We start from the raw sequence: 25,482 nt of genomic DNA, 5'->3' as shown, positions 1-25,482 counted from the left end.
TTTTTGATTTTTATAAAGGGTCTATTGTTTACAATAGACCCTTTTTTGTGCTGTCCCACTGCAACAATTGCCCTTTTTCAGCTTCTGTAATCATAAGTCCCTGAATGCCTTTTGGGTCTAAAGCACAATTTGTTGGATTCTTCCCCGGCGTAGGTATTTTCTCGATCGTCTTGTTTTTGGTGTCAATGGATAGGATATGTTGCGATCCATAAATCGCTGCAAAAAGATAATTGTCGTTCGTGAGAGCTATGCCGTCCGGGCCGATATTACCGCCTGTTTCTATGAATTTTTCGATGTTTTCTACCTGTTGTGTCAAGCTGTTCCAGTGCATTTTCCAGATCCATTTTGTGCCTGTTTCAGCAACAAAAAGTGTGCAGTTGTCTGCTGCAAAGGCCAATCCGTTTGGGTAAAAAAGGCCTGTGTGGATCTTCGTAAGCGCACCATGTTTATGTAGACAGCAGATGTAGCCTGTGCCATCTTCCAGGTCACTTCCCGGGCAGGAGAATAGTAGGTTCCCTTCAGTATCAAAACATAAGTCGTTGGGCATTTTTAATGGCTTCCCTGCGATTTCCGTGACTATTGTCGTCGTGGTTTTGTCGAAGGGATCATAGCAACGGATGCTGTTTTGTTGTGAGTCGCAAAACCATATTATGCCGTTTTTGTCGATTGCAATTCCGTTGGGATGTCCATTCACAGCTATTCTGCTATACTGATTGTCTTTGTAATAGACCAAGTTTCCTGCTTCTTTCTCCACAAGCCATATTCCACTCTCCCGGTCGAAAGCGGGGCCTTCTGGAAAAAGAAGTCCTTCAATGAGAATGTTCATTTTTAAAAATTTTAAAATTTATTTTAAATGTATACAAAAATATTGTAATTTGGTATACATAAAATAAGGTGTATTTAAATACAAATTATTGATGACTGCAACATGTGTGGCGGTGATCGTCCAATTATAACAATAACAAATAGCAAAACTTTTAATAGGCATGCAAGAAAATGAAAAATCAGCCGCGATACTGCGGGAGAATGCAAGATGGATACCCGGTGGAGTGGTATCGTTAAATCGGAAGTCAGATCCGAATATCTGCTTCGTCAAAGGGAATGGTAGTTTGGTCGAAGATATTGACGGGAACAGCTACATAGATTATCAGGCTGGATTTGCAGCATCCTTTCTGGGGCATAATGATCCTGATGTGAACGCCGCAGTGTTACAGACATTGCAGGAGCAGCAGGTATTGATGGGGGCTGGGCCAACGCTACTGGAAGGTGAGTTTGCGGAGCTTTTTTGTCAGTCTGTTCCTTCGGTGGAGAGCGTTCAGATTACAACGACAGGGTCGGAAGCGACTTACCATGCGATCCGTATTGCCCGTGCGGTAACAGGGCGTGATCATGTGATTGTTATGCAGGGGGGCTACAATGGCTGGCATAACGATGTGGCCTGCAATGTGATCAGTCAGCGTGCAGATGTTGGCTCATATCAAAGCCCGGGGGAATATCCATTCGATTCATTAAGTGCTGGTGTTCCCAAAAATCACAGCGATTTAGTACACATTGTCAACTACAACGATTTGGAAAGTGTGCTGTATGTGGTTCAAAAATACGATGTTGCCTGTATTTTGTTGGAGCCTATTCTTCAGAATATCGGTATTGTAAAGCCAAAGGAAGGTTACCTGGAAGGCTTACGCAAGATGGCTGACGAGCATGGATTTCTGTTGATCTTTGATGAAGTGAAAACTGGATTTAGACATGCGCTGGGGGGCTATCAGTCGATCTGTGGTATTCAGCCGGATCTTTCAACTTTCGGAAAGGCGGTTGCAAACGGCTACCCATTGGGTGTTATTGCAGGCAAGAAAAAATATATGGATTACTTTGTGGATCCTGATAAGTCGAAGCGGGTGATGATTGCCGGTACTTTTAATGCCTTTCCATTAACGACTGCGGCGGCGATAGCAACATTGAAAAAATTAGGCAGCTCTGAGCATCGAGTTTATGAGCACGTAGAAGCACTTGGTGCGCGTTTGGAGCAGGGATATAACGAAATATTTCCTAAATTAGGCGTACCATTTTATGTCGCACGTCAAGGATCTGCCTTCTGTACATATTTTATGGACCATGCGCCAGTCAATTTTCATGATATTTTGGATAACCACAACTTTGAACTGGATACCCAATATCGTAAAAAGCTTATTAAAGAAGGGATTTTCAATTTCCCGGCACCAATTAAACAAGGAAGTATCTCCTTTGCGCATACGGAGGATGATATAGACAGAACGTTGGAGGCAACTGAACGCGTAATAAAAAGTTTGTAAACCCTAACTATGAAAATAACCGCTATTGAAACCTTTGTGTGCCATGCGCGCATGCGAAATTGGATTTTTGTCAAAATTATTACCGATCAGCCCGGACTTTGGGGCTGGGGCGAAGCCACCTTGGAATGGCATACGCAAAGTGTGGTCGGAGCAATCAAAGATATTTCTCAATTGTTGATCGGTGAAGATCCGCGTCGTATTGAATACCTGTGGCAGATGATGTATAGACAACACTTCTGGCATGGAAACGGGATCGTTCGTGGCACGGCCATCAGTGGCATCGACATCGCCTTATGGGATATTCTAGGTAAAATTCACAATGTCCCTTGTCACGAGTTGTGGGGAGGCCGTGTGCGTGATTATATCCGTTTGTATTGTCATTTAGGTGGAGGTCGCATGGAGGATTTTTATGAGACTGCTCCGGATGATGCCAAACGATTTGGTGATCTTGCGCTGAAAGCTGTTGATGAGGGTTTTACCGCTTTTAAATCGATGGCTGTCCCAGAGACAATGTCGTTGGAAGGTCTTCGTCCAATTAAATATGCTGAAGCTTGCGTGAAGGCCATGCGTGACGCTGTCGGCGACGATATTGATATTATGGTGGATTGCCATGCACGGCCAAGCCCACGGATGGGGATGCAATTTGCGAAAGCATTGGAGCCTTATGGCCTGTATTTCTTTGAAGAGCCATGCTGGCCAGAGTCCATGGAAGATATTGCCTTGATTCAACGGGCGGTGACGACACCTATAGCTTCAGGCGAACGTTTGATCGGAGTGCATGCATTTCGGGATATGCTCGAGAAGCGGGCAGTGAGTGTGATTCAACCTGATATTACCCATTGTGGCGGTCTCTCTGAAGCGCGTAAGATCGCAGCTTTGGCTGATGCTTACCGTGTATCTATGGCGCCACATAACCCTCAGGGACCTGTGAGTACGGCCGCCTCCATTGAGCTGGGATTTGCAACACCATCTTATATTATTTGCGAAAGTGTGCATAAGGACGTTGAATGGCGCCAGGACGTGGTTACCGAAGGGTTTACAGTTCAAGAGAAAGGGCGGATTGTTCTGCCAAATAAGCGCGCCGGTTTGGGTATTGAAATCAATGAAGAAGAGGTAAAGAAGCATCCTTTTCAACAGGAAATATTGCAGCGAACCTTCTATAAAGACGGTAGTGTAGGGGATTGGTAGTCTAAAAAGAGCGATAATGGAGGAATATAAGAATAAAGTCGTATTGATCAGTGGGGGACTTGGTGATATCGGAAGGGCTATGGCCGAAGCATTTTTGACCCAGCAGGCAATTGTATGCATCTCGGATCGGTTTGAGCCGCAGGTGGCGAGCGCGCGGTGGCCCTTGTTGGATGGTGCTGGAGCACGTTTGTTTTATGATCAGGTCGATGTTGCAGACGCCAGGCAGGTTGACGCCTGGGTACAACGCATAAGGCAGGAGTTGGGCGCAATATCCATCTGTATCGCGAATGCCGCATGTGTCACTATTAAAGACTTCAGCACGTTAAGCAACGAGGAATGGAAGAATGAAATGGCCGTTAATCTCGACGGTTCATTCTTCCTGGCGAATGCCTGTGCGAAGTCATTTGTGGAGACTGGGCTTGCGGGTTCGATCGTTTTTATGGGTAGCTGGGCTGCACATGCCGTGCATCAAAATTTACCGGCCTATAGTGTCTCTAAGGCTGGGCTACGTATGCTTTGCCAGGCCATGGCTCTTGAATACGCAACATATGGAATTCGTGTCAACGAAATTGCACCAGGCTATGTCAATGCCGGGTTGAGCAAAGTGGTATGGTCATCAAACGCCGAACTTCAAATGAAAGCAAAGGCTGTGGTGCCACTTGGCCAGATTATAGAAGCCGAAGAGGTTGCTAAACAGGTGCTATGGATCTGTTCGGACAATTGTAAACATATGACTGGTACCGCAATTGTGATGGATGGTGGACTGTCTTTGATTAGACCTTAACGTATGAAACAGAAAGACCTCTTGAAAGAAACGACGGGTAGTTTGTACGGACGATTTGGACTTAGCCAATGTGATATTACTCCACCGATCGGCATCTATTCCCGTAATTGGGGGGCGGCTGCATTTGACCAGGCAACGGCTGTTCATCAACCTTTGATGATGCATTGTCTATATATGCAATCCTGCGATGGCTTGCCAGCAATCCTGCTAACCGCTGATTTAGGCTGGTGGAAAAATGCAGCTGATGAACAAAATCTGCGATTAGCATTGCTCAGTCATTTTAATCTGGCTGAATCGCAGCTGATTTTTGCGCTATCGCATACCCATGCGGGGCCTAGCGTCTGTTCGACAGATGCAGCGCAACCTGGAGGTGAACTGATTTTGCCGTACCTTGAATTCCTCAAACAACAGGCGATATCTTGTGTTGAAATGGCACAAAGTGGTTTATTTAAGGGGAGTCTAACCTGGAACTATGGTGTATGTGATTTGGCAAGCAACCGCGATCTGGAAGTGGATTCTCATTATCTGATTGGTTACAATCCATTGAAAGAAGCAGATACAACCTTGTTGGTCGGACGGCTGTATGATGAAACTGAAAGCTTAAAAGCGGTTATTTGTAATTATGCCTGCCACCCAACCAGCTTTGCTCACGAGAATGATCTGCTCTCGCCCGATTTTGTGGGCGAAATGCGAAATACAGTAGAACGCTCCTTATCCGTGCCTTGTCTTTTTTTACAGGGCGCGTCAGGTGATTTAGCTCCACGGAGACAGTATGTAAAGGATCCAGCACTGGTCGAAGCCAACGGAAAGCAGTTGGGTTATGCTGTTCTCGCGACGCTGGCCCAGGAACAGCATGGTCATAAAAACTGGGTTTTTAAGGAAGCCTTGATTTCGGGGGCTCCACTGGCCTGTTGGGGATTTCGGGAACAGACTACTTCAATCGATCTTAAGCAAAGGGTATTATCCGTCAAAGTGCCTTACAAAAAGCTGCCTAGTCCCGAAGCAATTTTGAGTGAATACGAACGCTGTACGGATCGTGTTATGAAAGATCGCCTTTGGCGGAAATATAATACCCGTAAATCCATTGGAGATCAACAAGAAGCTATTATTCCGGTGTGGATCTGGAAAATGGGAGATGCTGTGTTGGTGGCGCAGGCCAACGAAGCCTATTCCTGTTATCAAATTGAAGTGAGAGCCCAATTTCCAGATCATACGATCGTTTTTATCAATATCGCGAATGGCTATGTGGGGTATCTCGCACCGAAGGAGCTTTATGATAAGGATATTTATGCCGTGTGGCAGAGCCCCTATGCCAGCGGCGGTCTTGAAATACTTATTGAACAAACTAAATTAGGAATTCAAACATTATTGACCGATGAAACTCGATTGGATTGATGTCGTTATTTTTGCCGTATATATTATTGGTATAGTGGTATTGGGCTTATACGCTTCGAAAAAAAACTCCGCCTCTAAGCGGGATTATTTTCTTGCGGGTGATAAGTTGCCTTGGTGGATGATTGGCGGAAGTATCATCGCCGCAAATATCAGTAGCCATCATCTCGTTGGCGCTATGGGGGCTGCTTATAGTCGCGGTTTTGTCGCGATTACCCTGGAATGGGGAGCGATTCTAATCGGTTTTAATGCATTATTATGGATATTTCTCCCTTTTTATATCCGCAATGGTTTCTATACGATTCCTGAATACCTCGAAAAAAGATATGGCAACGCTACCCGCGTGTTGTACGCTATTTTGATCCTGTTTACCTATGTTTTTGTGGAGATTGGGGCCGTTCTTTATTTAGGTGGTCTGTCGTTGCACGCTTTATTCGGCATTCCTATTTTATACAGTATTTTTGGAATGGCAATTTTGACCGGTTTATATACCGTTTTAGGCGGTCTAAAAGCGGTGATATGGACGGAGATGGTACAGCTTGTCATTTTGGTGCTGGGCGGAATAGTATTAACTTTTGCCACCATTGATGCGGCAGGAGGTTTTCAGTCTGTGGTAGAATCCTCCAAGGATTGGAAAATGTTTTATCCCGCATCTGATCCTGACTTTCCCTGGACCATGTATTTAGGCGGACTGTTGTGTATCAGCGTGTTTTATTGTGCTACGAACCAATTTATTGTGCAGCGCGTATTGGCGGCAAAAAATGAATGGCATGGGCGCATGGGTGTCATCTTTGGTGACTATCTTAAATTTTTGGTTCCCTTGATTATTACTATTCCGGCGTTGGTGGCTCCAAAATTCCTGCCGCATCTCGATCAGCCTGATTTGCTGTTTGCGACACTCGTGGAAACCTTATTGCCCAAAGGTCTGGTTGGTTTGGTGATGGCAGGGTTAATTTCAGCTATCATGTCCCATATTTCAGGAGCGATCAATTCCTGTACAACGATTCTGACCGTCGATATCTATAGCCAGTATATTAATAAAAATGCAAGTGACTACGAAGCAGTCCGTTTTGGTAAGCGCGCCGGAGTCGCTATTATCGTGCTCGGAATCATGAGTGCGGTTGTACTGATCAGTTATTCGGATAAACCAGTTTTCCTTTATTTGATGAATCTATACGGTCTTTTTACACCAGGCATTGCAACGATGTTTTTAATGGGGGTTTTTTGGAAAAGAACCACATCGCAGGGTGCTTTGACAGCAGGTTTACTGACAATTCCCCTTTCTTTACTTTTGGAATATGCCTTACCTGAAATGCCATTTTTTAATAGAACAGGTATTGTATTCTGGACTTGTATGATTGCTTGCGCCGTGGTCAGTTTGTTGACACCTGCGGTCTCAGAAGCAAGGTTAAAAAATCTTGTGTTGACGGGCGATTCTTTTCAGGTGCCGGATCAAGATAAAGCCGCTTACCGTGGATTTCGAAATCCGACCTTATGGTGGATAATTATAACGGTGTTGGTGCTCTATTTTTATGTACGTTATTTTTAGCTTAACTTGTTGAAGTGTTAAACTTTTAAAACTTATCCAGATGATCGAGCCAATACTGAAAGAATTAAATACCAAGATAGAGAACATTTTTCCGAAAATCGTTGCAATACGTCGACATATTCATCAGCATCCTGAATTGTCTTTCCAAGAATACGAGACAAGTGCCTATATTCAGCAACAACTCGGGGATTTGGGGATACCATTTGAGATTGTCGCTCAAACAGGTGTTGTGGCTGTGCTGACCGGTCAAAAATCGGCAAGTGATGATATTGTGGTATTACGGGCAGATATTGATGCTTTACCGATAGACGAGCAAAATGATGTGGGATATAAATCGAAGAATAGTGGTGTCATGCATGCTTGTGGTCATGATTTTCATACGGCTAATCTATTGGGGGCCGCATCTATATTAAATGATTATAAAACGGAGTTTTCCGGTAAAATTGTTTTGCTATTTCAGCCTGCTGAGGAAAAGATTCCTGGCGGAGCGATTCAGGTTTTGGAATCCGGGATTCTGGAATCTTTCGGTGGAACGATTAAAGCTGTGCTGGGTTTACATGTAAGTCCCCGTGTTTCTGTAGGAAAAGTCGGTTTACGTTCCGGGCGATTTATGGCCTCGAGCGACGAGTTCTATTTTACCATTAAGGGACGCGGTGGCCATGCTGCGGAGCCACATCGGGCTGTTGATCCCATTATGATCGGCGCGCAGTTACTCACCACCTTACAGCAAGTTGTCAGTCGGAAAGCCAACCCTGATGTACCATCTGTATTGACCTTTGGTCGTTTTATTGGAGATGGCGCGGCCAATGTTATTCCCGAGGAAGTCAAATTAGCCGGAACATTTCGTACAATGGATGAGGTATGGCGCAAGGAGGCGCTGGAAATGGTTGCTGAAATAGCGGCGACGCTTCCCGTATCGCTTGGTGCAAAGGTAGAAGTTGAAGTCCGGCATGGTTATCCCGCGCTTTATAATGATCCCGCGTTAACGCAAAAAGTCAAAACGATTATCGCGGAGACGATGGGGAATAGTGTGCCACAAGATCTCGAAATCTGGATGGCGGCCGAGGATTTTGCTTATTATTCTTATCGTTATCCCGCCTTGTTTATGTTGATAGGCACAAATAATGACGATTCTGCCACACAATATGGTCTTCATAATCCACAGTTCAATCTGGATGAAAAGGCTTTCGAAACATCAATCGCTGTTTTAGTCAATGCAGCTATTTCCCTTTTGAATGAATCAAATGAATAGAAAAAAATTCTTGATGGCCTCCTTTGCATTTGGATTATCCTATGCCGTTAATGCGAATAATAAGGTGTTCTCGGAGCATGGTAACGTAAAAAAGATAGGGATCATTGGGCTAGACATTACACACGCTGTTGCTTTTACAAGAGCGATTAATACGGCTGCTAGCAATCATCCCTACGGAAAATACAGGGTTGTTGCGGCTTATCCCTACGGAAGCAAAACAATTCCCTTAAGTATTGAGCGTATTCCGAAAATTACAGCGGAAGTGCAACAGCTCGGTGTTTCGATTGTATCAAGTATTGCCGAGCTATTGAAAAAAGTGGACTATGTGTTTTTGGAGACTAATGATGGAAATCTTCATCTGGAGCAGGCACTTCAAGTAATCAAAGCTAAAAAACCTTTATTTATTGATAAACCAATAGCGAATTCCTATAAAGACGCTTTCCAAATTTTTCAATCAGCAAAAAACTACGATTGCCCTGTTTTTTCATCAAGCTCCTTGCGTTATATTACCGGACTTCAGGAGTTGGATAGGACTAAGGTAATAGGCGCAGATGTCTATTGTCCGGCAGTAACGGAACCTTCGCATAAGGATCTGTATTGGTATGGCATCCATGGGGTCGAAATGTTATTTGCATTGATGGGACCGGGATGCCGCTCGGTAAAGACTATTCAGGAACAAGGTACCTCGTTTTATGTTGGGGAGTGGGCGGATGGAAGAGTTGCCTCACTTCGGGGTATTCGCGAGGGAAAGGATGATTTTGGTGGAACGGTTTTTTTGAAAGATCAGATTGTCCATTTGGGACAATTTATGGGATACGGCCCATTGTTGGATAAGATCCTTCCGTTTTTCGAAACGGGTGTAAGTCCGGTTGACGAAAAGGAAACTCTGGCAATATGCGCATTTATAGATGCAGCCGAAGAAAGTAAATTAAACGGCGGAAATATTGTTCAGCTTCAAAAATAGGGGGCAAGCCTGCTTAATAATTACTCGTCACCGTAATCAACAATGGACTATTAAAAATTGAGGCGGGTGATATGACCGTTTCATTCAGCGGAACATTGTTACCATAACGTTCTTTCAGCTTAGTTTTCACTTCGGGGCTGCTTAAATCAAAATCTTTTAGTTTCTCAAGCTTCCCAACTTCGATGTTCGCTCCACGCTGGTATATTTTCCAGATCAATTCCGAGCAATAGATCTTATCGTCTGACCATTCGAATGTCGCGTCGTAATTTTTGCTGATAAAATCTTTGCCGATTGCTTTCATTTTGGCCAGTGTCGAATTGGTCAGTACCTGGTCTGCATTTTTGAGGCGTTTAACCGCGTAATGCTGCTTTTCGCCACGCACAATCCAGTGTTCTAACTTAGTTACAGTTACGGGCTGTACGGCTTCCAGTACATAAGGTTTACCGTTCTCATAAAAAATAATTCCACAATGGGAATACGGAGAACGCGTTGCTAATTGGATCGCCTTGCATTGCGGTGAAATAGAAGACTGAAAGATCATATCGCCATCGTTGAACTGGGGTAGTTTTGAATTAGCCTTCGATTGCTTGGGAACCATTGGCTTTTTTTGCGCATGAACTGGTAATGTCAGCACTGCGATGATCAGAAGATAACTAACAAGAGATATGAGGTAAATAAGTGTCTTTTTCATTGTTTTATGTATGATTTACTGAAATAGTTTAATGATTTTCTTTGACTTGGTCTTTTCGGCGAGTTGAAAAGCAGATAATACGTCGGATTCATATTGATATACTTTCTCCGTGGTGGCACCTTTCTGCAAAAGATAATCTATGGCAATGTTGTTTTTCATTAAGATCGCTTTTCCAAGTAATGTACATTGTGTGAAGCTATAATCCGCTTTAACTTCATCTATACCCAGACGGTTTAGACTATTTAAAGAGGTTTTACGGATAAAATCCATATCGTTTTTTTCTATTGCCGCCTTCAGTACTTCGAAATCATCGACTTGTCTGTTTCTCGTCAGAAATAAGTGATGAAATTGTTTGGCAATAGCATACTGATCCTTTTCTAAAATCCGATGAATGGCATTGCTGCTAAATTCCTCTACTGTGGAAAATCCATGCAGCTGACTAAAAAATAAAAGTATATTTTCAAAAGGGAGCTTGGTTGCCTCCAACTGCATTAGGCCGCCCAAATCGTTCGTGTCGAATAAGTTCTCCATGTGTTTGAGGCTGTCCAAAGCGATGAATTGAAATTCAGGTTGGTAGTCCGCGAGCCAATCGGAGGATTTGGATATGACAAAGTTGTTATCAGTAACCCTATAGTTGATGGCGGTAGCCGGTTCGGCATAGTTGATTATTGTTATTGTGCTGTCTGATAGTTCATAATATTTTGAACGAAGATGCTCTGCCGTTGCGGTCGGGAAAAGCCTGTTGAGATCGATCTGTATGGCATATACGCCCATGGTGTCCACCGGCAAATTATAACAAAGCGTCCCTTGGTCCGTAATGTAAAAGGGTAATCTGTTTCCTGGCTGCTGCTGTGACTGAAAAACGATCTTGTTTTGATCTGCAAACAACGATGTTGCGAGACCGGTCAGTAAGCAAAGCATGCAAAGACCTGTTTTTAACCACAGGCGATTCGTCGGATAAAATGATTGCATAACTAATCGTGGTATTGTTCTAAAAACAGATTGATCTGATTGGTTAATCCAAACGATTCGGTTTCCAATAAATTGATCTCAGCTTGTATCTCAAGTGTAGTCGGCGATAAAGTTTGTTTTTGGTAGACCTGAATGTCCAGTTCCAAAACCGCTAATTGTAATGCTAGAAGCTGTTTACCTTCTGTTGTATTGAGTTGTAGTTCATTAAAAGCATGTTTTAATCGTTCTAATTCAGCGATTGATTTTTGGATGTCATTTTCATCGGCCTTGCCGAAGTTTGGATAGGCTTCTCCCAGCGTACGAAAAGCATCGAGGTATTCTTCCTCGGACATTTCATAAATATTCGAATAGAGCATATTGTACGCATCAATGGCGTCATAGGTATCCGCATCCATTAAGTCTTCGCGATAGTCCTCGACCAATTGTTTGATGTCTTGAGATTCAATCTGTAAAATTGACTCAATATCCTGTTTGATAAGATTGGCTAATTCCATGCTTTATGCTTAAGTAATTCAAATTCTTTGCTAGCACATTTGTGGGCTGACAAAGAATTTTGTGACTTTGGTATAGACAAAGATCATGTTTTATCGCAAAATTTCAATCCCTATAATCAGCTAATTTTTATTGGAACTGTCTCTCGGTGGTTTTTTATCACCTGAACAGCTCCTATAGGCTTGTGCAGTCAATATTTCCATCACATTTTTTTGTCTTGTAGGACGTGTTTTCTTTCTACCCGTTAATCGAACGAAGAGCGGGAAACCGTAGTAGCAAACAGGGATCAGAGCGATATCAAATTCGACATTTTAACATTGTTTGTTCAGTGCTTGTTCAGTGATCGTTCAGTGCTTGTTCAGTGATGACTCAGTGTAGACTGTATAATCAGTGACTAATGACTGTCTAAATACTGATTAAAAATTGTTTTTAGATATGACTTGATATCCATATGTTTCGATTTAATACTTATCTTGATCAGCTATACGCTAATCAGGAAATCAGTTTCATGTTTACTATTTAGAAATGGGGGATGAATTTTTCGCTACGCTGTTTTATTTAAATTATTTTACTGATATACAGTGTTATATGTATTGTTGTTTGATTTTATGAGTAAAAAGTACTCAATATATTTTGCAAGCTTAAATTTAATCTTCATATTTGTTGAGTAAAAAGTACTCAATAGTAGAAAGCAAAATTAAAAGCTATGATTGTATTAAATAAGCATCAGATAGTCACAGAGCAATTTCCAAATGGGGAGACAAAAGTGAAAGATTTTGATCAGTTGATCTTAAAGAACAATCTCATTGAATTTACTTATCAGGAGGATGGAGATTTAATCCGCTTGCTTTTTGTCAAAAAGCGATTGGATGAAATACCTACCGAATCTTGCAGATTACTGATCCGTTATATGCCCTATAGCCGTATGGATCGCAAAATTGAAGGTGATTTGTTTACATTGAAATATGTGTCGGAGTTTATCAATAGTTTGCAATTTGATGCGGTATCTGTTGTCGAACCGCATTCCAATGTGACATTGGAGCTACTGGCGAACAGTGTAGGGATTTATCCGGCATTGGACTGGTTGCCACAATTAATGGAAAAACTTGAGTTTTCGGAATCAGATCGGATTGTTTTTCCGGATAAAGGAGCTGCCGCACGTTACATCAACAGCGGCTATGAAAATAGCTGTATTTTTGAGAAAAAGCGGAATCCACAAACAGGCCGGATCGAAGGCATGGAACTTAAGGCCGGAGATATTCCGCTCGGCGCAAAATGTATTATTGTCGATGACCTGTGTTCGGCAGGGGGAACATTTCTTTGGGCAGGGAAAATATTGAAAGAAATGGGAGCCAGTGCAGTCTATCTTTTGGTCACGCATTGCGAACCCCGAATTTTTAAAGGGAACCTGCTGGATGATGATTCACCGATAACCAATGTCTTTACCACCAATTCTATGATGGATACCAAGCACCCCAAAATAAATTATATCAACTTAACGACTGAAAGCTATGTTTAAATCAATGAGCATGAATCCAATACTTTGGACAGATGGTTATAAATTGTGCCATAAGGATCAATACCCTGCACATACGCAATGGGTTTATGAGACTTGGACGCCGCGCATGTCCCGCATAGAAGGCATTAGTCATGTTGTATTTTTTGGATTGCAGGGGGCCTTGGCCGAAATCACGAATTCATTTGATGCAAACTTTTTTGCTCAACCGGAAGAGGAGGTCGTGGCGGCTTACGAAGAGGCAATAGCAGCTGTTTTTGAAAATACAAACACGAAGTTCGCATCGATGCATGAATCGAAACATATTCGCGATCTACATCGACTGGGGTACCTTCCAATCAAAGTAAATGCTTTGCCTGAAGGCAGCCTGGTGCCTATTGGCGTGCCAATGTTTACCATTGAAAATACACATCCCAATTTTTTCTGGCTTCCTGGTTATCTGGAAACACAATTATCGGCCTATATCTGGTCACCGATGACAGCAGCGACAATTGCAGATCGCTATAAAAGATTATTGACGGGTTTTGCCGAGAAAACGGGCGACGTCAATAAAGTCTTTACCCAAGCCGGTGATTTTTCCATGCGTGGTATGGGCTCTCCTGAAACGGCTTATCGTACAGCTGGGGGGCATCTGTTGAGCTTCGGTGTCTCAGCTACGCTTTCCGTTAGGGAGTATCTGAAATCCTACTATCATGCAAAAAGTGATGTGATGATGTATACCCCGTCTACGGAGCACAGTGTGATGTGTTCCTACGGTGAGGATGAAGTCGAGGCATTTCGGCATCTGATCACCAAGGTATACCCAAGTGGAAATATTTCCATTGTATCGGATACATATGACCTCTGGAATGTAGTTGACAACGTATTGCCGAAACTGAAAGATCTTATTATGGCTAGGGAAGGAAAAGTTGTTATTCGCCCCGATAGTGGCGATCCTGTAAAAATTATCTGTGGTGATGTGGCATCTGATCGCAGTACCGTTCGGAAAGGTATCGTCGAACGTTTATTTGAACTTTTTGGCGGTACGACCAACAGCAAGGGATTTAAGGAGCTGGATCCACATATCGGAGTGGTTTATGGTGATTCCATTACAGTGGATAGAGCCGATAAAATATGTCAAGCTTTGCTCGATAAGGGCTTTGCTTCCACCAATACCATATTGGGAATAGGCTCTTATACCTATCAATATGTTACACGCGATACTTTTGGTTTTGCGTTAAAAGGAACTGCCGAAATTGTCAATGGAGAATTTAAAGCAATTCAGAAACGTCCGGCTACAGATACCGGAAACTTTAAGAAGTCACAAAAGGGTATGGTGGCTGTGGTATTCGAAAATGATGAATTTCGTTTAATAGATAACCTGAATCCAAAAACTATAGCTGAACTGGAAAGTAGAAACCTACTCCAAACCTGTTATTTGGATGGTGAATTTACGCACACAACGCGTTTTGAAGAAATAAGGAATAGATTGAAAACTGAAACAATTCGAGTATATGGAAAATAGCGTAAACAAACCGTTTTTCATCCAGGATGAAAACGTTGCACAGTATGCACAATTGATGGCATCCTGGATTGCTCAGCAAGTGAAATCTGCAGGCCGTCAGGGACTTGTATTAGGAATGAGCGGTGGTATCGACTGCAGTGTTGTGGCCTGCTTATGCCGTCTGGCACAAGTAGATGTTCACTTGGTCATGATGCCCTACGGCAGCGATATGAATAATAGTAAAAGCCATCAGCATGCGATGGAGCTTATTCAGAAGTTTGATTTTCCGTTTCATGTGTTTGACATTCAGTCTGCTGTGGATGCGTTGGCAATTCATCAAGAACAATTTGTCGCGGAAGCCACAGCCGCTAACCGCGCCTTGAGCCTTGCAAATATTCGCCCACGTGTTCGCATGACATATTTGTATCAGTTTGCGCAACTGGGCAGCAGATTTGTTATTGGTACGGGGAATATGGCCGAAGCTACGGTAGGTTATTTTACGAAATGGGGCGACGGCGCCTACGATCTGAATCCGTTGGCAATGGTTACCAAACAGGAAGTATATACCTTGGCAAAATACCTGGGCGTACCCGAATCTATTCAGTATAAAAGTCCGTCTGCCGGCCTTTGGGAAGGACAGACAGATGAAGATGAATTGGGAATGACTTATGCGCAAATCGATGGGTTTATTTTGAAAGGTACATCGGGCAACCCGGTTATAGATGAACTTATTCGTAAACGTATACAACAATCTGCGCACAAGTTTGCAGCAGTGCCTACGTTCAAGGGTTAATTTTAACTAGTTAAGGCAATCGGCTAGTTATGGCAATCGACGCAAGCACTTCATAGCAGCTAACAAGAGACAAAAACTATGCTTTAATGAAGATGATTTTTAATTGGAGGAAAAGTTTAATGGCCTCATCGTTTTGCGTAATAAATGCGGCGTTGAAATAAATATTGATGAAAGAAAATGAATAGCATGATAACACCATTTGATCAGATTGTCGATGTGCAGCATATTGCCAGCGGCAAAAGGGATAATATACCGGCAATGCTGGCATTGGCAGAAAAGGAGCAGGTCAGGCCTGCAGCTTCGGACGTGAAACGGACGCTGCTTTTGGCAATAGATGTTCAGAACGATTTTATGGAATCTATTGGGAGTCTTGCGGTCAATGGTTCCAAAGCAGATGTTCAGCGTCTAACACAATGGATGTACCGTAATTTGGGCTCGCTGACACAAGTGATGTGCAGTCTTGATTGTCATTCGATGATGCAGATTTTCCATGCCGATTGGTGGCTGGATACGGAAGGAAATCATCCGGAGCCATTTACCATCATTCGCTATGCTGATGTCCGCGATGGTATCTGGCGTGCTGTGAATGGCCATACAGCCTTAGCGCTGGATTATCTTCAGCATTTGGAAGCTGAGGGAAAAAAACAATTGTGTATCTGGCCATATCACTGTTTGGAGGGGACCTCTGGCGCACAGCTTGAGAGTCAATTTACGAATATGCTCTATTTTCATAGTGCTGTGCGTCAGGTAAAACCAGTCTTGGTTTACAAATGACAGGATCCGAATACGGAAATGTATGGTATTATTAAAGCCGAATATGATGGTCATAAATTCGTAAACCATGCTGTACTTGAAGCAATACGGGCACACGATGCCATTTATATCGCGGGAGAGGCATCAAGCCATTGCGTATTGGCTTCGGCGGTGCAGATTTTGGAGTATTTTGAACATGATCGGTCCATCACCTCCCGTATTACCTTATTGATAGACTGCATGTCGCCGATTGCCGGATTTGAAGAGCAAACCTTCCTGCAGTTTGATGCTTTAAAAGAAAAATATGGGATACAGATCAAATTGTCAACCGAAGTAAATTTGTAGTACATGGCAAGCTCAGCAAAAAAATATGTATATGAATATCCGAGGCCTGCAGTAACGGTTGACTGTGTGATCTTCGGCTTTGATAAAAACCAGCTTAAGGTATTATTGACCAAACGTGCAATAGAACCTTTCTTGGGAAAATGGGCTTTTCCAGGTGGTTTTATTCAGGAAGAAGAAACCGCCGACGACTGTGCGCTTCGTAAACTGCAGGAGGAGGCCGGTCTCAAGGATATTTTCCTTGAACAGCTTTATACATTTTCAGACTTAGCGCGTGATCCGCGCGGAAGAGTGATCAGCATTGCTTATTATGCGCTTGTCAAGCCTGAAACGTATATTTTGGAAGCGGGTGCGGATATTGAAGCTGTAAAATGGTTTGGCATTGCTGAAAATAAAGACCTCGCTTTTGACCATAAACAGATCTTGAATACCGCCATCGAAAGGCTCAAAGGGAAAATACGTTATCAGCCGATCGGTTTTGAGCTGCTGCCCGAACAGTTTACCTTGCCCGATTTGCACAATTTGTATGAAACTGTTTTGCAACGGTCAATTGACCGTGGGAATTTTCGAAAAAAAATCCTCAGCATGGGTTTATTGATCGACCACAGCGATAAGCAGAAAGATCGGCGTGCCAGGGCTGCGAAGATTTATAGTTTTGATAGGGTAAAATATAAAGAACTTACTGAATCGGGGTTTTATTTTGAAGTATAAGTAGAACAGGGGGAGCAGGCAGAAATGAAATAATTCGTATAAGGTCATTTATTAATAATCGGGATTGTTTTATTCTCCTGATCTGTTGCTATTCGTGAATACCAACGAAATCAAGCCGGTGCTAACCCTGAAAATCACCACAATCATGTACTTCAAATTGATCGATCAAAGATTTCTGGGTGTAGTATTTTGCGATACGTTTATTCTTTAGCAACAGCGAATCCCCCTTGATTTGTAATTCGAAAATAGGCTCTTTCTCTACTCGCTTGAAGATAAATTCATTGTGCTGGGTCTTTATGATTAGGCCTGTGTCGTTGCTGATAGCGGTAAATTCTTTAATCTGATAGATTTCATTGGAATCACAGACATTAACCAAAAGCAGCTGTTTTTTATTTATTTTGATTTCTGCAAGATCACAGGCATAACATATTCCTGAAAATTCGATACCATATTTCTTGAAACTATTTTTGCTCTCCGGCTGAAGAATATCAATCGGATAGAGCTGATTAAAAAAAGCCAGGTCATCATTGGATGTGGATTTCATCGCCTCCTTTTTCTGTAAAGTGTCTATACTGGCAGGGGTACTAACTGCAATAGTTGTTTTTTTAGCTTCATTCTTTTGCTGGCAGCTGAAAAACAATGCTATACAGGGTAGAAAAATAGTTTTTATAGTGAACTTCATGGTTGTTTTTAGTAATTATTGTTGTTGCCCATAAACATATAAATTGAGAAACGGTTTTTATTATTCGATCTCGACCCATTTCTTTTCAAAATAGATCGTGCACACCGGTATATCGGTTGAATCGATGAATTTAGCTTGCACAAAATCACCCTTTGTGTCCACATATTTTAGTTTCGAGCCTTTACTGTCTAAGCCAGCGGTATCGTAATATGCACCCAGTTTGAGTTGAAATGGATTGTGTTCCACATCGTTGGTAAAGATGGAAAATAAAAGTAGTTTTTTTGAGCCTATATCTGCCTGCTCATAGCCAAAGAAGCGATGGTCTAAACGTATATTGGAATGTAGGCGTATGATGCTGTCTTGAGAAGTTAGGTTTACATAAGCTGTGGTGACTTCATCAGATTCCAGTACACTTTGCGAATTGGCATGGTCAATGCTATCCAGTTTGGCGTGTTTTGGCAATGCGGTGTCTTTTAAGACAGTATCTTTGACTGGCCTTTCGGTCGTTTTTGCGGGTGCTAGGTGTGCTTCCTGTGGCTTTGATTTTTCCTGACAGGCAATTTGCAATGAAAGAAGTATCAATGCGCCGATATAATAACTGTATTTGAAATGATTCATTGTTCTTTCTGTTACAAAATCCAAACCAAAGTTGCCTAAAATAGACTGAGAAAAAAATCCCTGTTTTCCGCTAAATAAAAAAAATGATAAATACGGTATTTTTACAGCATTCGCATGATTCTTGTCGTATGGAATGGATTACTGCGATACAACGACAAACAGAAAAATTAGCGCATGGCACATCGTATTTATATCTATAATGTAAATCTCAATACCAAAGAAACATATCCTTCTTATCTGGCCGAATGGAATTATGAAATTCCTATCCTGATGCTACCTTTATTTTCCGCCAATATCCGGTCCAAAGGCAGCCAGCTTTATGCAAACAAGGAAGATGGGATCGCAAGGCTTCGCTATTTTTATGCGTTGTTGGCTGATAGGTATCAATTGCATTATAAAAAAATATATTTTGAGCCTGTCAATAGGATGTTTGAATTTTTGGAGGCTTTGCCTTTCGATACTTTTCAGATCGATGGACGGGATGTTTTTACCATGAATGAAGAAAATGACGCGGAGCAGGCCAAAGATTGGGTGGCGGAAATAAGAATGAAGGCCGCTTTGTATGAACAAGCGGTCGAAGAACAGTCCTTAGATCCGCTGGACCCGCTTGTGAAAGAGTCTGGTTATACTTCATTTTTAGATGCTCTTCAAACCGATTGGATTGATTATGGCTTGGGCTTATGGGCAGAAGAGCTTGTGCAGGAGAAAGGAGCAGAGGTTTTCGAAGCGGAAGGAAAACAAGGATTAAAAAATGCTAAAGGTGATATTTTGCTTGACGCGATTTATGATGAGATATTTGAATTCAACGATCAGGGGATTGCGGTAGTTCAATCAAATGGACAATATGGTTATATCAATGCTAGCGGCGCTGAGCTGCTGTCCTGTCAATATAGCGACGCTTTCGATGCGCGGCATATCAATGGTAACAATTACGCTGAAGTAGAAGTGGCAGGAAAACGTGGGGTACTGCATATGGATGCCAAACAGCTGAGCATACCTGCAATCTATGATGAACTCGACTGGATCGCCTATGGATTTATAAACGCAAGACAAGGGGATAGCCACAGTCTCCTTTCGGCTGAAGGACGATTGATTATTTCAGATCCTGCACCCGAGCCGTTTATGTATGACTATAACAAGCTGTTCTATAGCCGGCAAAAAGGAACGATAAAAAGGAAATATTACCGAATGGACGGTCAGTATTTAGGGACTTTTCTGGAAGGTAGTCTGGAGCCGCTAGCCAATGGATATTTTTGGATTAAACCTAATAAGCTACAGCCCAAAATTGCCGTCATTCAACCCGATGGTGATATTTTGGATGAAGGAATTGATCGGATTATAGTCTTGGATGGCTATCAAAGTGTTGCCTATCTCAAAAATAAAAGATGGCAGATTTACTCGCTTGCACAGGGGGTATTTCGACTGATGGATAGCCTGATAGATAAAGTAGCTGTAGATAGCATACAGCAATACCGTAAAGATATTTTTGTCGTAGGCTGTGCTCAAGGACAGGGGATTTATGATGCTCTTCGAGGAGAATGGTTACTTGAACCTGTTATTGCCCATCAGAAAATCGAACATTGCTTTTTGGATTTTATGCGCATACACTGTGCTGCGGGAATGCGCTATTTCGATACGAAGCTTAACTTTTGCAGTGAGCATTACGATTATATTTGTTCGCCTTTTCATTATCCAGCACCTGAGGCAATCTCAGGCGAACTCCTGTTGCTTTTTAAGGGAGAGAAGATCTTTCATCTCGACCTAAACCGGAATGTGATAGAGATACCCGAAACAGCATTCGGGCATTTATATACAGAACGTTATCAGCTACAGGGGCGTGATCAAAGCTATTTTGTGCAGTTTTATCAAGCCTGGACGAAACGCAAGGGTGATGGATATGAACAGTATTTCGATAATGACACACTGCTTGAAAGGGGGAAGAAGCTCGATGCTGAAGGGAAGGTCTCCGAAGCCATTCGGCTGCTCAAAATCGCGGCCGATCGGGGCAGTGCAGACTGCCAATATTTCCTTGGAAATATATATACAGATGCAGGCTACGATGGAATGGATATCGCAAAGGGAAAGTTCTTCTATGAACAGGCAATGGCGCAGAACCATGCTCAGGCATGGAATAACTGGGCCTTTCTATATGCGACAGCGCATGGTGTTGAATTGGATATTTCGAAGGCCTTAAAAGGGTATCAGCAAGCTGTTGCGCTTGGAGAGGCGCAAGCCATGACCAACTTAGGGAATTGGTATTACGAAGGAGCCTATGTGGAACAGGACTATGCCTTAGCCTTAGATTACTTTAAACAAGCTGAAAAAGCGGGTATCCCCAACGATGCGCAAATGGCAGAAATCTATTATCAAAAACAAGATTACGCGAACTTATTACGTTATTTAAAAAGGGATACCACAAATCAATTTGCTGCTATTTATTATGGGATTTTGTATGAGGAAGGACTGGGTGTTAAACAAAGTTTGCCAAAAGCCATCCGTTACTATGAACAAGCCAATGAAGAAAACGTGTACGCCTATGCTGTCAATCGTTTGCTGCAGCTGTATGCTGCGCATGGAGCTGCAGCAAACGCGGATAAATACGAGTTTTGGTTAAATTTTGCTAAAGAAAATACTGTTGAAATTGATCAATAGTAAGAGAATTATTATCGCATAGAAAATGGCTCATCGCATATATATTTACAATACAGATAAGAAGGATCAAGATTACTTTCCGCATTATTTAGGGGAATGGAACTATGTGATTCCGCCGCTTTTTTTACCCTTATTTGCTGCTAATCCGAAGGCAAAAGGTACCTTAGTTTATTCCGAAAAGGAGCCAGGAATCCGTAAGCTTCGCGCTTTTTATGATTTGCTCATTCGTGAATATAGGTTAAATTCAGATGCGTTGGCCATGGCAGCTATCGGGAAACTGTTCGATTTTTTGGACGGTTTGCCCTTTGATTACTTCCAGCTGAACGCGAGTGATGTATTTAACATGAGTGATGTTAAACATAGTCAACAGGCAAAAGATTTTGCATTTGAAATCTATGAGAAGAATTTGCCCTATGAAAAAGCAATCGAAAAACAGTCCATAGCTGAGCTCGAATCTATTTTGCTTCCCGCTGGTTATACTTCTTTTTTAGCGATGCTCGAGCTGGAATGGGGCAACTATGGCTTGGGCTGGTGGAATAGCGAAGCGATTGATAGTCTGGATAATCAATTTTTTGAAGACCAGGGGCTTTGGGGGATACGCAATGCAAAAGGGGAGGTGAAGGTCGAAGCAAGCTATCAGGAAATTGGTGATTTTGACTATGAAGGGATCGCTGTCATAAAGAAAAATGACCTGTTCGGTTATTTGAATAGGGGCGGAGAAGAAACTATTCCCTGTATTTATTCATCGGCAGCGCCAGCCCAATATGGAGTTGGATCAACCGTTGGTAAGGTGAGCGTGGCTAAAAAATACGGATTGATCAACGTCGGGAACGGAGAAATAATCATACCACTTGAATATGATGAACTCGAAGATTTTGCTTACGGTTATTACCAGGGAAAGAAAGATCAGCAATACTACATTATCGACGCCCAAGGTCAGTTATTTAATGTTTTTGGTACAGACAAGCCGTTTGACATAGATTATGATGGATTTATCTATCAAGATATTCCCGAAAATAAACTGCGTCATTATTATTCCAACAGAGGCATTTTACTTGGTGCTTTTGCCAGTGGTGCACTGAGCGAACTGCTGTTTGATTTTTATGCGGTGAATTTGAATAACAAAAAGAAAAAATCTGTTTTGTCTCCCGATGGAACTATCTTGGTCAAAGATGTTGATAAACTCAATGCTGGGAACGGTCGAGGTGCATTATTCTTTGCCGATTCCGGTAGCATTCGTTTATATAATCTGGAAGCCCGGGCCTATGTACTGCAAGACTTGGTAATGCAATCCATTCAAGGGGGGACTGATTTCGGTAATGGTGCCTGGGATTGCTATATCATCGAAACAGCTGCCGGAAGTGGGATCTATCAGGCTGCTGAAAAGGCCTGGCTGATCCCGCTCTCAACGCACTATGTGAAAATTGTATATGCTACTGTGATGGATTATTTTATTCTGAAAGACCATGCGGGAAGATATTACTATTTTGACGCAGTGCAAAGGGCCCTCAGCTCCGCCTATGATTATGTCTGTGCAAGCGTCAATCACTATCAGGATCTGATGTTATTGCAGGGTGACCTCTTGTATAAAAAAGGCTACGATGGTGTGGAAGTAATTCAGGAAGAGCAATATGGCCAATTTCTGAAGAAGCTGGACCAGTTGTCAGGGGAAGATTTTGATGCATGTAGTCGTTTTTTTGAACGATGGAAGACTGCAAAGGGCGATAATTTTGAATCCAGCTATGATAGTTATACCTTGTATCATATGGCCTTAGACTGCTACCGGCAGGGCGATGTTGAAAAGGCGATGCGCTATTTTACCTTTTCTGCCGACCAGGGAAATGAAAGCAGCATGCATGAACTTGGGAATATCTTTACGGATACCGATAGCGAAGACAATCGTTTTTTAGATTTGGACAGGGGAATTCAATATTATGAACAGGCCGCCCAAAAAGAATATGCCCCTGCCTGGAATGCAATTGGCTACCTCTTTCAGTATGGAATCGGCTATAACAAAGACTTGAAAAAGTCATTTGATGCTTACATGAAAGGAGCCGAATTGGGGAATGGCTATGCTTTGTCCAACTTAGGTTACTTTTATTCAAGTGGGACCTATGTTGAAGAAGATCTGGAAAAAGCCCTCACTTATTATCAGAAAGCGGAATTAAAATTAGTAGAAAACAACAGCAATATAGCCGCTATCTATTACAGTTTGGAAGATTACGATCGTCTATTGGTTTACTTGAAAAGAGATAAGGAAAATAGTTATTCCAATATCTATTATGGATTGCTCTATTATCAGGGACTGAAATTTAAAAAGGACAGTAAAAAAGCGATCCACTATTTTGAGCGTGCCAATAACTATGGCGTTTACGAAAGTGCCACAGCGCGCTTATTGGATTATTACCAGAATGATCCTACATTTAGAAATCAGGAAAAATTTGTCCATTGGTTAGGTTTTGCAAAAACCAATGAACTGGATATCGATCAGGATTTATTGCAATGGGATAATCAGTCCGATGATTCAAATGCAAGTTCTTCCTTTTTTAGTAAACTATTTAAAAAGAAAAAGTAAATCATGTTATCATCAGCAAATATAGATTTTAGTGGCATTCTGATCGACTTGATCATGATTGTTTTTTTTGGATTTGGAACGATTTATACGTTAACGGTAGGTATTGTTCATATCGTAAAGAAGAAAACACGAACCGCGGGGTATTATTTTCTGTCGTTTTTTCTGTCGGGCCTTATTGGACTCCTGATTGCAGGATTGCTGGCCTTTTTGTGGGCGATGTCATTGTCGTAAAGTGAGGGCAATAAAGTGAATTTAGCACAATGATCTTTTGACTGCCAGTCAAAAGATCATTGTGCTATGTAATTCCATCAATGGTTTTTGGCGTTGACAATATGCATGAGGTGGTGGTTGCAATGCCATGCATACAGGCCTATATTGACCTTTAAAGAAATTAGTCTTTTGGTAACGGGGTGAATAAAACCCCTTTCAAGTTGTTCAGCTGAAAGACTTTTCAGCAGTATGACCCAACGTTCATGTAGACCTTCAAGCAATTTTACCGAACTTTCTATTGGAATTATTTTGGCGTCGGGAAGTTCGGCCCACAATTTTTCTTCATATAATTTGATGGTTGGATCTTCTTCGGTTAGGGCCAATTTGAACCGGACAAAGCTATTCATATGGCTGTCGGCGCAATGGTGAACGACCTGACGTATCGTCCAGCCGTCAGGACGGTAACGCTTCTCTAGCGCACTGTCCGTAAGGTCGCCGACTTCGGATTTTAACCGAGCCGGAAAATCTGCAATTGTCTTGATCCAGTCATTCAACAGGGAGCTGTCAATTACATCGGGTATCGCGAAACGACCTATGGGGTATCTGAGTTTTTCTAATTCATGTTGCATAACCTAAAATTACTTAAAATAGATGCAAGGTTCCTAATCTTTATGTTCATGTTTTCGATGAATATTTTTTTTCGATAGGTTCTTGTGCAAGCTGTAATTTGGATGCGATAAAGAATTGTGTTAATTTCGGCAAAAATGCTAAGATCAATGATCCTTCTGTTTGTGTGGAGGATCATTGATCTTAGCATATAAAAGCACAAGAAATGAAAAGTCTAAAAGAACTGATTGATACAAGTAATTCGGGATGGAAGCTGGTTGAGGGCTGGTTGAAGGAAGCGACAAATTCATATGAAGTGCTTCCTCAAAACCCTAAGCGGGCTGATGAGGAACTTTTAAGGGCACAAATTACGACGAAATCTCCGATGGGGGCCATTATTCATCAAAGCGGTGGTATACTGATCGATGGTGGCTGGTTGCGAATTTTAGGCTCCGGTTCGCCAAAGCTGAACCGCGGAATTATGGAGTGGAATAAGGGCAAAAGTTTTGACAAGGAAGGCGAAAAAGGAGGATTTCTTCTTATAGCTGACGATGTTTTGGGTGGTTATTTTGCCATCAATGCCGGCGCTCTGGGAGACGCTATTGGACAGGTCTATTATTTTGCTCAAGATACCTTGCAATGGGAAAGTTTGGAATGTGGCTATTCGGACTTTGTTTTTTGGGCTTTGAAAGGGGATATCAGACAGTTTTATGAAACATTTAAATGGAAAGACTGGAGTGAAGACGTCAAATCGTTGAATGGTAATCAAGTTTTTTCGTTTTATCCTTTTCTATGGACTGAAGAAGCACGGGATTTTCGTAAAGTAGATCGCAAGCCAATGGCAATCGATGAGAACTACCATTTTACGATGGAATTTGCTGGCAGACGCTAATCGTTATTTTAATACGACAAACCCTTCAGCTTAATGCTTTAATAGGGTGATAGGAC

General features: G+C 42.2%; 24 protein-coding genes. 17 read left to right on the top strand and 7 right to left on the bottom strand.

Going from position 1 to position 25,482, the window contains the following annotated elements; all coding sequences use genetic code 11:
• Nucleotides 1–28 precede the first annotated feature (28 nt).
• Nucleotides 29–826 carry an SMP-30/gluconolactonase/LRE family protein gene (locus B4N43_RS07115; RefSeq protein WP_286733770.1) on the bottom strand — a complete coding sequence of 266 codons (798 nt, stop codon included), beginning with the start codon at nucleotides 824–826 and terminating at the stop codon, nucleotides 29–31.
• Nucleotides 827–986: 160 nt separating this feature from the next.
• Between B4N43_RS07115 and B4N43_RS07110 the strand changes: the two genes are divergently transcribed.
• Genes B4N43_RS07110 through B4N43_RS07080 form a run of 7 tightly spaced genes read left to right on the top strand, consistent with a single transcriptional unit; the run spans nucleotide 987 to nucleotide 9,438 of the window.
• Entirely contained in the window at nucleotides 987–2,309 is a 1,323-nt protein-coding gene (locus tag B4N43_RS07110; protein WP_075991900.1) for an aspartate aminotransferase family protein, read from the top strand.
• A 9-nt stretch (nucleotides 2,310–2,318) separates the two neighbouring features.
• Complete coding sequence (gene dgoD / locus B4N43_RS07105) at nucleotides 2,319–3,497, top strand: galactonate dehydratase (RefSeq protein WP_088160977.1); 1,179 nt, start codon at nucleotides 2,319–2,321, stop codon at nucleotides 3,495–3,497.
• 16 nt (nucleotides 3,498–3,513) lie between these two features.
• Nucleotides 3,514–4,281 carry an SDR family NAD(P)-dependent oxidoreductase gene (locus B4N43_RS07100; protein WP_286733766.1) on the top strand — a complete coding sequence of 256 codons (768 nt, stop codon included), beginning with the start codon at nucleotides 3,514–3,516 and terminating at the stop codon, nucleotides 4,279–4,281.
• A 3-nt stretch (nucleotides 4,282–4,284) separates the two neighbouring features.
• On the top strand, nucleotides 4,285–5,676 hold the full coding sequence (locus B4N43_RS07095; protein ID WP_286733763.1) for a hypothetical protein: 1,392 nt from the start codon (nucleotides 4,285–4,287) through the stop codon (nucleotides 5,674–5,676).
• Entirely contained in the window at nucleotides 5,657–7,222 is a 1,566-nt protein-coding gene (locus B4N43_RS07090) for an SLC5 family protein (protein ID WP_088160980.1), read from the top strand. Before B4N43_RS07095 ends, B4N43_RS07090 begins: the two co-directional genes overlap by 20 nt.
• 40 nt (nucleotides 7,223–7,262) lie before the next feature.
• Nucleotides 7,263–8,474 carry a M20 metallopeptidase family protein gene (locus B4N43_RS07085; protein ID WP_145328602.1) on the top strand — a complete coding sequence of 404 codons (1,212 nt, stop codon included), beginning with the start codon at nucleotides 7,263–7,265 and terminating at the stop codon, nucleotides 8,472–8,474.
• Entirely contained in the window at nucleotides 8,467–9,438 is a 972-nt protein-coding gene (locus B4N43_RS07080; RefSeq protein WP_244294510.1) for a Gfo/Idh/MocA family oxidoreductase, read from the top strand. Before B4N43_RS07085 ends, B4N43_RS07080 begins: the two co-directional genes overlap by 8 nt.
• 13 nt (nucleotides 9,439–9,451) lie before the next feature.
• On the opposite strand, the gene B4N43_RS07075 is transcribed toward B4N43_RS07080, so the two are convergent.
• From B4N43_RS07075 to B4N43_RS07065, 3 genes are read right to left on the bottom strand one after another with little or no spacing between them, the layout of a single operon-like run.
• On the bottom strand, nucleotides 9,452–10,129 hold the full coding sequence (locus tag B4N43_RS07075; RefSeq protein WP_286733759.1) for a YiiX family permuted papain-like enzyme: 678 nt from the start codon (nucleotides 10,127–10,129) through the stop codon (nucleotides 9,452–9,454).
• Nucleotides 10,130–10,144: 15 nt separating this feature from the next.
• The gene (locus B4N43_RS07070) at nucleotides 10,145–11,101 is read right to left on the bottom strand and encodes a hypothetical protein (protein WP_145328596.1); all 957 of its coding nucleotides are present in this window, start codon (nucleotides 11,099–11,101) and stop codon (nucleotides 10,145–10,147) included.
• Between the two features lie 2 nt (nucleotides 11,102–11,103).
• On the bottom strand, nucleotides 11,104–11,595 hold the full coding sequence (locus B4N43_RS07065; RefSeq protein WP_145328594.1) for a hypothetical protein: 492 nt from the start codon (nucleotides 11,593–11,595) through the stop codon (nucleotides 11,104–11,106).
• 704 nt (nucleotides 11,596–12,299) lie between these two features.
• On the opposite strand from B4N43_RS07065, the gene B4N43_RS07060 reads away from it, so the two are divergent.
• From B4N43_RS07060 to B4N43_RS07035, 6 genes are all read left to right on the top strand, one after another.
• Nucleotides 12,300–13,112, top strand: coding sequence for a hypothetical protein (locus B4N43_RS07060; RefSeq protein ID WP_248933388.1), 813 nt, complete (start codon nucleotides 12,300–12,302; stop codon nucleotides 13,110–13,112).
• A gap of 10 nt (nucleotides 13,113–13,122) precedes the next feature.
• The gene (locus tag B4N43_RS07055) at nucleotides 13,123–14,613 is read left to right on the top strand and encodes a nicotinate phosphoribosyltransferase (protein WP_286733756.1); all 1,491 of its coding nucleotides are present in this window, start codon (nucleotides 13,123–13,125) and stop codon (nucleotides 14,611–14,613) included.
• Complete coding sequence (gene nadE / locus B4N43_RS07050) at nucleotides 14,603–15,385, top strand: NAD(+) synthase (protein WP_075991911.1); 783 nt, start codon at nucleotides 14,603–14,605, stop codon at nucleotides 15,383–15,385. The genes B4N43_RS07055 and nadE overlap by 11 nt, the downstream gene beginning before the upstream one ends.
• A 186-nt stretch (nucleotides 15,386–15,571) precedes the next feature.
• Complete coding sequence (locus B4N43_RS07045; protein ID WP_286733755.1) at nucleotides 15,572–16,159, top strand: hypothetical protein; 588 nt, start codon at nucleotides 15,572–15,574, stop codon at nucleotides 16,157–16,159.
• A gap of 18 nt (nucleotides 16,160–16,177) precedes the next feature.
• Complete coding sequence (locus B4N43_RS07040) at nucleotides 16,178–16,483, top strand: hypothetical protein (protein ID WP_286733753.1); 306 nt, start codon at nucleotides 16,178–16,180, stop codon at nucleotides 16,481–16,483.
• Between the two features lie 3 nt (nucleotides 16,484–16,486).
• Complete coding sequence (locus tag B4N43_RS07035) at nucleotides 16,487–17,191, top strand: NUDIX hydrolase (RefSeq protein ID WP_075991913.1); 705 nt, start codon at nucleotides 16,487–16,489, stop codon at nucleotides 17,189–17,191.
• 121 nt (nucleotides 17,192–17,312) lie between these two features.
• Here B4N43_RS07035 and B4N43_RS07030 read toward each other — a convergent pair whose 3' ends face one another.
• Together B4N43_RS07030 and B4N43_RS07025 are read right to left on the bottom strand one after the other, a co-directional pair.
• Nucleotides 17,313–17,873, bottom strand: a complete 561-nt coding sequence (locus B4N43_RS07030) for a hypothetical protein (RefSeq protein WP_286733751.1) — start codon at nucleotides 17,871–17,873, stop codon at nucleotides 17,313–17,315.
• A 60-nt stretch (nucleotides 17,874–17,933) separates the two neighbouring features.
• The gene (locus B4N43_RS07025) at nucleotides 17,934–18,491 is read right to left on the bottom strand and encodes a hypothetical protein (protein WP_286733749.1); all 558 of its coding nucleotides are present in this window, start codon (nucleotides 18,489–18,491) and stop codon (nucleotides 17,934–17,936) included.
• Nucleotides 18,492–18,665: 174 nt separating this feature from the next.
• On the opposite strand from B4N43_RS07025, the gene B4N43_RS07020 reads away from it, so the two are divergent.
• From B4N43_RS07020 to B4N43_RS07010, 3 genes are read left to right on the top strand one after another with little or no spacing between them, the layout of a single operon-like run.
• Complete coding sequence (locus B4N43_RS07020) at nucleotides 18,666–21,143, top strand: SEL1-like repeat protein (RefSeq protein WP_286733747.1); 2,478 nt, start codon at nucleotides 18,666–18,668, stop codon at nucleotides 21,141–21,143.
• Between the two features lie 25 nt (nucleotides 21,144–21,168).
• On the top strand, nucleotides 21,169–23,718 hold the full coding sequence (locus B4N43_RS07015) for an SEL1-like repeat protein (RefSeq protein ID WP_286733746.1): 2,550 nt from the start codon (nucleotides 21,169–21,171) through the stop codon (nucleotides 23,716–23,718).
• A 3-nt stretch (nucleotides 23,719–23,721) separates the two neighbouring features.
• Complete coding sequence (locus B4N43_RS07010; RefSeq protein ID WP_120334747.1) at nucleotides 23,722–23,949, top strand: hypothetical protein; 228 nt, start codon at nucleotides 23,722–23,724, stop codon at nucleotides 23,947–23,949.
• Nucleotides 23,950–24,026: 77 nt separating this feature from the next.
• On the opposite strand, the gene B4N43_RS07005 is transcribed toward B4N43_RS07010, so the two are convergent.
• Nucleotides 24,027–24,557 (bottom strand): YfiT family bacillithiol transferase, encoded by a 531-nt coding sequence (locus tag B4N43_RS07005; protein ID WP_075991918.1) that lies wholly within the window; start codon nucleotides 24,555–24,557, stop codon nucleotides 24,027–24,029.
• Nucleotides 24,558–24,760: 203 nt separating this feature from the next.
• On the opposite strand from B4N43_RS07005, the gene B4N43_RS07000 reads away from it, so the two are divergent.
• A complete protein-coding gene (locus B4N43_RS07000; RefSeq protein WP_075991919.1) occupies nucleotides 24,761–25,426 on the top strand; it encodes a DUF2625 domain-containing protein in 666 nt (221 codons plus the stop codon).
• Nucleotides 25,427–25,482: the final 56 nt, after the last annotated feature.

Origin of the sequence: Sphingobacterium sp. UBA1897, from assembly GCF_002337775.1 — a bacterium.
Taxonomy (GTDB): domain Bacteria; phylum Bacteroidota; class Bacteroidia; order Sphingobacteriales; family Sphingobacteriaceae; genus Sphingobacterium; species Sphingobacterium siyangense.
Note: the sequence above shows the minus strand (reverse complement) of the source record. Positions and strands in the feature narration are given on the sequence as shown.

Bases quoted from the DNA above. Each gene is read 5' to 3' on its own strand.
- B4N43_RS07115 (WP_286733770.1), bottom strand. From the start codon at position 826: ATGAACATTCTCATTGAAGGACTTCTTTTTCCAGAAGGCCCCGCTTTC.
- B4N43_RS07110 (WP_075991900.1), top strand. From the start codon at position 987: ATGCAAGAAAATGAAAAATCAGCCGCGATACTGCGGGAGAATGCAAGA.
- dgoD (WP_088160977.1), top strand. From the start codon at position 2,319: ATGAAAATAACCGCTATTGAAACCTTTGTGTGCCATGCGCGCATGCGA.
- B4N43_RS07100 (WP_286733766.1), top strand. From the start codon at position 3,514: ATGGAGGAATATAAGAATAAAGTCGTATTGATCAGTGGGGGACTTGGT.
- B4N43_RS07095 (WP_286733763.1), top strand. From the start codon at position 4,285: ATGAAACAGAAAGACCTCTTGAAAGAAACGACGGGTAGTTTGTACGGA.
- B4N43_RS07090 (WP_088160980.1), top strand. From the start codon at position 5,657: ATGAAACTCGATTGGATTGATGTCGTTATTTTTGCCGTATATATTATT.
- B4N43_RS07085 (WP_145328602.1), top strand. From the start codon at position 7,263: ATGATCGAGCCAATACTGAAAGAATTAAATACCAAGATAGAGAACATT.
- B4N43_RS07080 (WP_244294510.1), top strand. From the start codon at position 8,467: ATGAATAGAAAAAAATTCTTGATGGCCTCCTTTGCATTTGGATTATCC.
- B4N43_RS07075 (WP_286733759.1), bottom strand. From the start codon at position 10,129: ATGAAAAAGACACTTATTTACCTCATATCTCTTGTTAGTTATCTTCTG.
- B4N43_RS07070 (WP_145328596.1), bottom strand. From the start codon at position 11,101: ATGCAATCATTTTATCCGACGAATCGCCTGTGGTTAAAAACAGGTCTT.
- B4N43_RS07065 (WP_145328594.1), bottom strand. From the start codon at position 11,595: ATGGAATTAGCCAATCTTATCAAACAGGATATTGAGTCAATTTTACAG.
- B4N43_RS07060 (WP_248933388.1), top strand. From the start codon at position 12,300: ATGATTGTATTAAATAAGCATCAGATAGTCACAGAGCAATTTCCAAAT.
- B4N43_RS07055 (WP_286733756.1), top strand. From the start codon at position 13,123: ATGAATCCAATACTTTGGACAGATGGTTATAAATTGTGCCATAAGGAT.
- nadE (WP_075991911.1), top strand. From the start codon at position 14,603: ATGGAAAATAGCGTAAACAAACCGTTTTTCATCCAGGATGAAAACGTT.
- B4N43_RS07045 (WP_286733755.1), top strand. From the start codon at position 15,572: ATGATAACACCATTTGATCAGATTGTCGATGTGCAGCATATTGCCAGC.
- B4N43_RS07040 (WP_286733753.1), top strand. From the start codon at position 16,178: ATGTATGGTATTATTAAAGCCGAATATGATGGTCATAAATTCGTAAAC.
- B4N43_RS07035 (WP_075991913.1), top strand. From the start codon at position 16,487: ATGGCAAGCTCAGCAAAAAAATATGTATATGAATATCCGAGGCCTGCA.
- B4N43_RS07030 (WP_286733751.1), bottom strand. From the start codon at position 17,873: ATGAAGTTCACTATAAAAACTATTTTTCTACCCTGTATAGCATTGTTT.
- B4N43_RS07025 (WP_286733749.1), bottom strand. From the start codon at position 18,491: ATGAATCATTTCAAATACAGTTATTATATCGGCGCATTGATACTTCTT.
- B4N43_RS07020 (WP_286733747.1), top strand. From the start codon at position 18,666: ATGGCACATCGTATTTATATCTATAATGTAAATCTCAATACCAAAGAA.
- B4N43_RS07015 (WP_286733746.1), top strand. From the start codon at position 21,169: ATGGCTCATCGCATATATATTTACAATACAGATAAGAAGGATCAAGAT.
- B4N43_RS07010 (WP_120334747.1), top strand. From the start codon at position 23,722: ATGTTATCATCAGCAAATATAGATTTTAGTGGCATTCTGATCGACTTG.
- B4N43_RS07005 (WP_075991918.1), bottom strand. From the start codon at position 24,557: ATGCAACATGAATTAGAAAAACTCAGATACCCCATAGGTCGTTTCGCG.
- B4N43_RS07000 (WP_075991919.1), top strand. From the start codon at position 24,761: ATGAAAAGTCTAAAAGAACTGATTGATACAAGTAATTCGGGATGGAAG.